This is a genomic window from Crinalium epipsammum PCC 9333, assembly GCF_000317495.1.
Taxonomy (GTDB): Bacteria; Cyanobacteriota; Cyanobacteriia; order Cyanobacteriales; family PCC-9333; genus Crinalium; species Crinalium epipsammum.
The window spans coordinates 19,876-28,455 of sequence record NC_019737.1 but is presented as its reverse complement, the minus strand read 5'-3'; the positions used below and the strand labels follow the sequence as shown (position 1 = coordinate 28,455).

The following is an 8,580-nucleotide window of genomic DNA, read 5'->3' as shown; positions in this document are numbered from 1 at the left end:
ACTTATAGGTAGGTTATTACAGTATGATGCTAAGTAAATGACTCAGTAACAGACTATGGCAACAGATAAAAAACATATTGCAGTGTATCTCGATAAGGAAAATGAAAAATCCTTAATGGAGTACATCAAACAGCATGGTGGTATTAAGTACAGTGCTGCGGTTAATCAGATTCTTGCTACTTTCTTTGGTAACTCACTTAGTAATTTACCAGTAACAGATGAGTTAGAAGCTACTATCACAAGGATTGTGGAAGAGCAGTTAAGTAACCTACTAAGTATTACACCTAGTAACGTACCGAGTGCTGAAGTGCTAGAACGGTTAAGTATTTTAGAGAAGAAGTTAGCTCACTTAAGTAACATACCAGAAACAATATCCGGTAACTTACTAGAGCAGGAAGTAGTAGAGCCTGAGCAAATACTTAGTAACATACCTGGTATTACACTTAATGAAGTGGGAAGTGTTAGTTTAGAGGTGGCAGAAACGGCTAGGCAGTTAGAGGAAGAAGCAGCAGAAAAACTCGAATCATTAGTAGTTGAGGTAGATGCGATCGCACAATCGCCCGATACTAGCGATGAACCTGAAGCAGTTGCAGTAGAGCAAGACGCTAACGCGCCTGTAGTAGACCCAAAATTAAATTCCCTAGAACTAGAACTAGAAACTGCACTTGAACCAGACTTAGAAACAGACCCTGGTTTATCTGAAGCAGCACCAGTAAGTGAACCAGTGAGTGAGCAAACACCAAACACTGAAACTGAATTGCTTTCTGGGGTTCAAGTTTGCAAGCTGCTTAAATTGAAAGATTACCAACTGTCAAAGATGAACGATGACGAAATCAAGGCTAAAGGTTTTGAACGAGTAAAAGTAGGAAGGAAAAGTAAATATCAAAAGTTATTCTAAAAAAACCTGTTAAGATTATTATCTCAACAGGGCAGGATCAATTATCTACCATTTAGAATCTACCAAAACTTGATACTCTTGATCTGAGGGGCAAGAGCATACATACGTCGAATGCTACATCTTTACTGCTCATTCAATGTATGCGATCGCTACATTATTACTGCTTATTTATCAAGTAATTTCTCTAAATCCTAATCTCTAATACATGTTATCCATGCAAAAGCCCCCCCTGGATTATGAACAAATTTCCAAGGCATAGAATTTCCTTTATTTGTCTTAACTACAAATTTATGATTCATTAGTTCAGTATAAGCCACAGTTATTTTGGGACGCTTTTCTGGATTTTTGTCGTGTTCAGTATGTGACCATCCTATGCTACGGTCAAACCCCATACATTGACAATATTTATCCGCTGCCAATTGATGCGCTTGATCACTACACCAACCAGCCCAATTTATTTCGCAACACCAATCTACTGGATATCCTTCAATCCTTGGCTCCATAAACTGGAATTCCATATTTCACTCCTTGAATTACATGAGATAGTTTAGTACATAGATTCATTCTTCATACTTAAGACGCTAATTTATGTTGTTTTTATCTCTAAAAGATACAAGCTCACAACAATATAAATTAGCGTCCTAACTAGGAGAATTTTTAACAAATGGCCGTATTGCTAGGCTTATAAAACTTTCCTGTTTCTGGATTTAGTTCAAATTCACTACGCTTATTAGGTTGATAATTAATAGCTACCGTTTGCCCTTGGGGTGATAAAGAATAATCTTTTTCTCTAGAAGACATTCCATGCTGCATACTAAGAGTGTCTTCATCATCCTCATCCTTAACACTGTCTCCTTGATAAAGGATAGTACATTCCTGGTTAATACTGTCTAATTTATCACTAAGCAGGTATGTAGATCCCGCCTGTTGTGCTAGCATACACCCAGCAAACTCCAAACCAGCACCTACTGCACTATTTTTCGCAAGGCTAACTACCGATTTCACACCACAGCTTATTACACCGAGTTGGGTTTGATTAATATAAGTTTTAAAAGCTTCTTTATATAATGATTTGCATTTTTCCTCTTGTTCTTTATTATTATTACCCTTATTTTTTTCTGAAGAGATGTTATTCTTTCCTGAAGAAGTGCCGTGTTTTTCTGTAGAACTGCTGTTCTTTTTGATCTCTGGAGAATTATTATGAACTATGACACCAGAATACATATGTTAATACTCTCCCTAAAATGTTATGTGAAGACTCAGGCGCTTGAAAGACAATTGCAGGGCGACTTATAGCACTTGCTGATTCACTAAGCTAACAGTCTCATTTTCAATGAAAACGTAACTAAAAGCTTTTTGGCATTGTCTGAGTTTTTACAATGTTATACTTATTTTTTAATATATCACTTTAACCTTTTTTAATCATCGTAAAAAAATTATTTTTTTAGTTCTTGATGAAACCTTTATACTTTGCATAAAAGGAATCAAACTTGGCAAACTAATAATTAAAATTACTTCTTTATGAATTAGATACAATGGGGAGCCTAGAGTCTATTTTATCCCTGTCGTCAGTAGTAAAACATTTCAGCTTAGAGAAGTTTTGAATTAATCGTCTAACTAAAATGTTTGATTGTAGCACCCTGAATTATTAAGCGGCTCTGTCCAAATCATACAAATACTGCTGAAACCCGACAAATACTTCACTGATATTCGCAACGCTTCCTAGTTCTCCAACAGCATCACGAACAGTATGATACTTCAATTCTAGCAATTGAGGTAATTTAGTACGATCCAGTTCGCCCACCCCAGCTTTGATGTATTGTTCCAGTACAAAGTCGAGAAATTCCTGCTGTTTGCCGATATAGCGCGAGAAGATCAACGACTTGTGAGCAAGGACGCGCTCTCGACGGCTAATAGGTGGAGAGGCGTATGCGATATAAGCCAGTACATCATATAAGTCGCTTTTCTCTGCATCAATCAGGCGGCTAATTTCTGTTAGTTGTTCCTCTGCATAGCCCTTCTCTGCCAGTCCTTCTAATAATGCTTTACGGGTGTCAGGACGGCTCCAGATGGCTCTTAATTCGTTTTCATTTGTGAATAGTTGAGGAATTTCACCAAAGAGACGTTCCACAAATTCTGCTGCGCTCATCGGTTTACCGTCTGGACTCCAGAAGCTAGTAGATATCCGATGTTGAAAGGTGCGTTCTTTACCATCAGCGAGTTTGATTTTAATAGTTTGGGGACGAGAAGTTTCTGTATTTTCGTTGCTATTTGTGTCAGTATTTCTATTAGTATTTGTTGTAGATGATGACTGTCGTTCCCTTCGATTTGTAACTATTACAGGTTCTTGGGGTTCGCCATCCCATTCAGGATCGTTGAAGTGTTCGTAGGCTCTAACAAAATCATAAATAGTGAAGTAATCTTTCCCATCAAATAGGCGAGTACCACGACCAATAATTTGCTTAAATTCAATCATCGTGTTGATGGGTCGCATTAGCACAATGTTACGAACGTTGCGGGCATCAACCCCAGTAGAAAGCTTTTGTGAGGTGGTGAGAATAGTTGGAATATTTTTCTCGTTGTCTTGAAAGGTGCTGAGGTGCTGTTCTCCCAGTTTCCCATCATCGGCTGTGACACGGACACAGTAATTAGGGTTACTGCTAATCTTAATTTGGTTAATTAAATCCCGCACAGCTAGAGCGTGGTCTTGGTTGGCACAAAATACCAGAGTTTTTTGATTCTGGTTAATTTCCTCCATGAACAGTTGTACGCGGTAGCGTTCGCGATCGCTAATTTCAATGATGCGATTAAAATCACCTTCGGTGTAAGTTCTACCTTCGTCTATTGCACCTTCTATTAATTCATCTTCGCTGCTGTAAATATATTCATCTAGGTTAGTTTCGATCTGCCTAACTTTAAAGGGAGTCAAAAACCCATCGTTGATGCCGTCTTTGAGTGCGTAAGTATAGACTGGCTCACCAAAATAAGTGTAGGTATCGGCGTTGTTAGCACGTCTGGGAGTGGCAGTAAGCCCCAGTTGTACTGCTGGTGAGAAGTATTCCAAAATGCCCCGCCAGGTGCTTTCGTCACTGGCTCCGCCTCTGTGACATTCATCAATGATGATGAAGTCAAAGAAGTCGGGGGGATAATCGCTGAATTTGGGGGTAGGATTGCCAGCTTCGTCCCTTCCAGTCATGAAGGTTTGGAAAATGGTAAAAAAGATACTGCCATTTTTAGGAACTCGACCTCGTTTTTTGATGGCTTCAGGGTCGATGCGGACGAGGGCATCGTCGGGGAAGGCGGAGAATGAGTTATAAGCTTGGTTGGCTAAGATATTACGATCTGCTAGAAACAGAATACGAGGGCGACGGGTGGGTTGTCTGCTGAGGTTCCAACGGCTTTGAAACAGTTTCCATGCCAGTTGAAAGGCGATGAAAGTTTTACCCGTGCCAGTTGCCATTGTTAACAGAATCCGGTCTTGTCCTTGGCAGATAGCGGATAGGACGTGCTTAATGGCATTGTGTTGATAATAACGGGCTTCCCATGTACCGCTTCTGTCTTCAAAGGGGATGGCAGCAAAGTTATCTCGCCATTGATTAGCTTGGCTAAAAGTGGTATTCCACAGTTGGTCTGGGGTGGGATATTGGTTGATGTAGCCTTCTGCCCCTGTGTGCATATCTACTTGGTAGATGCGATCGCCATTTGTAGAGTAGGCGAATCGTGTTTGCAACTTTTCGGCGTATTTTTTGGCTTGTCCTAAACCTTCGGTGTCGGGTAAGCCGCGTTTTTTTGCTTCGATGACGGCGAGTTTTTCACCATGATATACCAGCACATAATCGGCTATGTCTGATTTAGCGCGTTTACCGTTACCAACTAAGCGACCAGGTGCGATAACTTCGCGACGGATGCGACTACCTTCGATGACTCCCCATCCTGCGGCTTTGAGTGCGGGGTCAATTAGTTCGGCACGGGTTTCGGCTTCGTTCATGCAGCAATTTCTTCCTTAACAGTTTTCGGAGTGTCTGCGGTGAGTTCGCCAGTAAAAGCTTTTTGCAGGATGGATTGTTTTAGTTCGTTGAGAGCAGCGATTTTTTGCCTGTAGATGGTTTCAAGGCGAAGAATCTGACTTCGCATCTCATCGATCTTGACAACTATAGCCTCTTGTAATGCCAAGTCTTGTGGATAACAAATAGTTACCTCTCGGATTTCTTCTAAATGTAAATTAGGAACTCCAATGCCTTTTAATCTTTTATTGAACTGCCCTTTTGCAACGGGAGAATTAACAAAATGCAACATAAATCTGGGCAAGATAGCTGCCAATGGTCTAAGCAAAGCTAAACTAACATAAATGTCGAAATCAATGTCTTTATCAACTAACGCAGCAACACCTGTAGTGCCATTTTTTGCCAATAATATATCGTGTAACCGAGGTGAAATACGCTTCTGCATAGCGATATGTTGTGCCTCGTCTACATATTTAACTTTGTCCCAATTAATTGTGCCGCTAGTAACATTACGCGACGACAAAAATACGAAACCTGTTTCAAAATATTTTGGTGTTTGATGAGTTCCATCAGTGATTTTTTCACAAACTTCGCTCAACTTGCTTTGTACCCACCCATCACCTTTCTGGGTAAAGATGGCGTTTAGATAGCTTTCAAATAGTTCGCGGGAGTTGGCAAGGTTCTTTTCGGCGTTGGCGATCGCTCTATCAATCCCCTCAAACGCCTCATCCAAAATTGCCACAATCCGCTTTTGTTCAGTAAGAGGAGGAAGAGGAAAATCAAACTCAAATACAGAATTCATATTTGCTCTAGGCATCCTTGCACCAGTACAAGTTGCATTGATACACTTCACAGTTGAATCCATTAACAACCAGTAGAGAAGAAAATATCTATTTAGGCATTCACTTGGCTTAATAGGAAAAATTTCAGTTGAACAGTGTCCTTCAAAATCTGGAGCTAATACTTTATTGAGGTATGGGCGAAGTCTTCCATAAAGTATATGCTTATGGTTGAATCTAAATGTTGAACTTTTTACAGATTGTAGCTCCGTTGAACCAATAAACTTAGCAGTGTTAGATTCAATATTTTCCATGCCAATATAAGGCAAATTTTTATAAATGCCTTGAGATTTTTCTACTTGGCAAACTTCAGCGAGTTTTTTTACTTTCCAACCCACTGGCAACTGTCCACTATCAACTGTCAACTGCATACCATCCCCCAACACCACCCAAAATCTCTGCACTCTTCACACCCAAAGCCGCAATCAGATTTTTTTACACTTCTTCATAAGCAGCAATAAAATCATCCCGTGAAATACCAGATTGAGTGCAGATGCTTCTGAGAGTAGAACCTTTAATAAGTTTATGATTTGGCAAAGTTAAAGGAGTAGTTGTACCATCAGGATTTTGTCTAATCATAGATATATGCTCTTTTTCTCTTACTATGGAAAATCCAAAACCCTCAAGCACTTTAATTACTTTTGATTTAGGAGCATCAACAGGAAACTTTGTCATTATACGTTTGCCTCTGCTACAAAAGCTTCGAGGATTGAGGACTCAGATTCTAGAACCGATTCTCCAAAAGTTTCGACATGAAATAAAATAGCCGAGCGCACATCATTTAAAGCTTCTTCATAGGTATCACCCTCACCAACTACAACCCCTTGAATACCTAAAGGATAGGCAACATAACCATCAGGGTGCTTTTCGACAATTATTTTGATATTTTTCATAGTTACTTCTCCTAAATTAATTTGACATCCAAAAGAAAATTCACATACTCTGTTAATTGTCAACTGCCTGTCAACTGCATAATTCTCTCCAAAATTCCAACACTTTCTTCATCCAGTACCGCAATCTCATCTAAAATTTCCTGCGGTTCTCGTAACTCCGATTCCTCTGCTTTATTCGGATTCTTCACCGACAGATCAAATGTCACTTGATCAATATCAGCAATATCCACAAACCAAGATTTTTCTGTTTCTTTAAACGTAGCCTGTAACTCTACAAACTCCCGCAAATCCTCATCATTCAGGGAATTGGTTTTACCCATGTTCCGCCCTGGAACGAGTTGGTAATACCAAATTTTCTGAGTAGCCATTCCCTGATTTAAGGGTTTTCCCTGAGCAAATAAAGGCATTCCCTGAACGGAATCGGAGGGAACAGCTTTATCAAAAAACAACACTACCGTTTTTACCCCCGCCCCGATAAAAGTCCCACTCGGACAATCTAAAATCGTGTGCAAATTACAACTACTCAAAAGCTCCTGACGCAATGCCCGCGAAGCATTATCCGAATTTGATAGGAACGTATTTTTGATTACTACTGCTGCCCTACCGCCTATCTTCAGGATTTTGATGAAGTGCTGTAAAAACAGAAACGCTGTTTCCCCAGTTTTAATTGGAAAATTCTGCTGTATTTCCTTGCGTTCCTTCCCTCCAAATGGCGGATTAGCCAAGATGACATCAAAACGATTCTTGTCCTGAATATCAGTGAGATTTTCCGTCAGGGTATTGGTATGAATAATATTTGGTGCATCAATGCCATGCAGAATCATATTCATGATGGCAATGACATACGCCAAACTTTTCTTTTCTTTACCTGTAAAAGTATTATTCTGAAGTGTCTCAAGCTCTTTTGTTGTCAGCTTACCCCGACGTAAATAGTCGTAAGTTTCACACAAAAAACCCGCCGAACCGCAAGCACCATCATAAATGCGATCGCCAATTTCAGGTTTGACCACCTGAATCATTGCCCGAATTAAGGGACGCGGTGTGTAATACTCACCACCATTGCGCCCTGCATTACCCATATTCTTGATTTTGGCTTCATAAAGATGGGATAGCTCATGCTTCTCCTGTTGCGATCGAAACCTTAGTTCATCTATATATTCCAGGGCATCCCTCAAGCTGTAGCCGCTTTGAAACCTATTCTTAATCTCGCTAAAAATTTCCCCAATCTTATATTCGATTGTGTCAGGACTGGTAGCCCGTTGCTTGAATCCTTGTAAATATGGAAATAGCTTGCGGTTAACATAATCAATCAGATCATCACCAATCAGGGCATTATCATGATCTACCGTCCCATCAGCCTTTTTGGGTGCTGCCCAGACTGACCAGCGATGCGCCTCATCAATAATAAATTCATAAGGTTTATCAACCAATTCCGCCTCTAGCGCCCTCTCCTGTTCCAAGTCATCCAAATACTTCAAAAACAGCAGCCAAGAGGTTTGCTCTGTATAATCTAACTCTGTAGTACAACCCGCCTCTTTCCAGAGAACATCATCAATATTTTTAAAAGTTTGCTCGAACATTTAGCTTTACTGTGGGATTTTTAATATTAATGGCTTGGCTTATTAGTTGGCAACTTACCAGAATATAATACTGTAATAAAACTTATTGGTGAAGCTGTTTAAGTAAAAACGTAACAGTTGGCAATTCTCAAAGGTCAACTTTATGGGCTATCGCCCTTTATGAGTTAGAGACGATGGTGCAAAGGGGAATCTATTTTATCACTGTAATCAGTATTAATGAGCTTTCACTACTACCAACAGTTTTTACTTCACTACTACAAACAGTTTCCCGAATTAATAAGTTTTCACTACTACAAATAGTTTTCAATAGTACCGCAGTTTTTAGTAGAAAACGCGATAGCGTTTTTAAAACGTTAAAATAATTAA

8 protein-coding genes are annotated in these 8,580 nt (G+C 39.8%); 1 reads left to right on the top strand and 7 read right to left on the bottom strand.

What is annotated here, in order from left to right; translation table 11 throughout:
• Nucleotides 1–55: 55 nt before the first annotated feature.
• Entirely contained in the window at nt 56–898 is an 843-nt protein-coding gene (locus tag CRI9333_RS24490) for a hypothetical protein (protein WP_015180112.1), read from the top strand.
• Nucleotides 899–1,089: 191 nt separating this feature from the next.
• Here CRI9333_RS24490 and CRI9333_RS24485 read toward each other — a convergent pair whose 3' ends face one another.
• From CRI9333_RS24485 to CRI9333_RS24455, 7 genes are all read right to left on the bottom strand, one after another.
• The gene (locus CRI9333_RS24485; RefSeq protein WP_015180111.1) at nt 1,090–1,416 is read right to left on the bottom strand and encodes a hypothetical protein; all 327 of its coding nucleotides are present in this window, start codon (nt 1,414–1,416) and stop codon (nt 1,090–1,092) included.
• Between the two features lie 139 nt (nt 1,417–1,555).
• A complete protein-coding gene (locus tag CRI9333_RS24480) occupies nt 1,556–2,122 on the bottom strand; it encodes a hypothetical protein (RefSeq protein ID WP_015180110.1) in 567 nt (188 codons plus the stop codon).
• 424 nt (nt 2,123–2,546) lie between these two features.
• The gene (gene hsdR, locus CRI9333_RS24475; protein ID WP_015180109.1) at nt 2,547–4,886 is read right to left on the bottom strand and encodes an EcoAI/FtnUII family type I restriction enzme subunit R; all 2,340 of its coding nucleotides are present in this window, start codon (nt 4,884–4,886) and stop codon (nt 2,547–2,549) included.
• Nucleotides 4,883–6,112 (bottom strand): restriction endonuclease subunit S, encoded by a 1,230-nt coding sequence (locus CRI9333_RS24470; RefSeq protein ID WP_015180108.1) that lies wholly within the window; start codon nt 6,110–6,112, stop codon nt 4,883–4,885. Before CRI9333_RS24470 ends, hsdR begins: the two co-directional genes overlap by 4 nt.
• Before the next feature lie 64 nt (nt 6,113–6,176).
• A complete protein-coding gene (locus CRI9333_RS24465; RefSeq protein WP_015180107.1) occupies nt 6,177–6,416 on the bottom strand; it encodes a type II toxin-antitoxin system HicA family toxin in 240 nt (79 codons plus the stop codon).
• Nucleotides 6,416–6,634, bottom strand: a complete 219-nt coding sequence (locus CRI9333_RS24460) for a type II toxin-antitoxin system HicB family antitoxin (protein ID WP_015180106.1) — start codon at nt 6,632–6,634, stop codon at nt 6,416–6,418. The genes CRI9333_RS24465 and CRI9333_RS24460 overlap by 1 nt, the downstream gene beginning before the upstream one ends.
• 59 nt (nt 6,635–6,693) lie before the next feature.
• Nucleotides 6,694–8,214 carry a class I SAM-dependent DNA methyltransferase gene (locus CRI9333_RS24455; RefSeq protein ID WP_015180105.1) on the bottom strand — a complete coding sequence of 507 codons (1,521 nt, stop codon included), beginning with the start codon at nt 8,212–8,214 and terminating at the stop codon, nt 6,694–6,696.
• Between the last annotated feature and the right edge of the window lie 366 nt (nt 8,215–8,580).

Bases quoted from the DNA above. Each gene is read 5' to 3' on its own strand.
- CRI9333_RS24490 (WP_015180112.1), top strand. From the start codon at position 56: ATGGCAACAGATAAAAAACATATTGCAGTGTATCTCGATAAGGAAAAT.
- CRI9333_RS24485 (WP_015180111.1), bottom strand. From the start codon at position 1,416: ATGGAATTCCAGTTTATGGAGCCAAGGATTGAAGGATATCCAGTAGAT.
- CRI9333_RS24480 (WP_015180110.1), bottom strand. From the start codon at position 2,122: ATGTATTCTGGTGTCATAGTTCATAATAATTCTCCAGAGATCAAAAAG.
- hsdR (WP_015180109.1), bottom strand. From the start codon at position 4,886: ATGAACGAAGCCGAAACCCGTGCCGAACTAATTGACCCCGCACTCAAA.
- CRI9333_RS24470 (WP_015180108.1), bottom strand. From the start codon at position 6,112: ATGCAGTTGACAGTTGATAGTGGACAGTTGCCAGTGGGTTGGAAAGTA.
- CRI9333_RS24465 (WP_015180107.1), bottom strand. From the start codon at position 6,416: ATGACAAAGTTTCCTGTTGATGCTCCTAAATCAAAAGTAATTAAAGTG.
- CRI9333_RS24460 (WP_015180106.1), bottom strand. From the start codon at position 6,634: ATGAAAAATATCAAAATAATTGTCGAAAAGCACCCTGATGGTTATGTT.
- CRI9333_RS24455 (WP_015180105.1), bottom strand. From the start codon at position 8,214: ATGTTCGAGCAAACTTTTAAAAATATTGATGATGTTCTCTGGAAAGAG.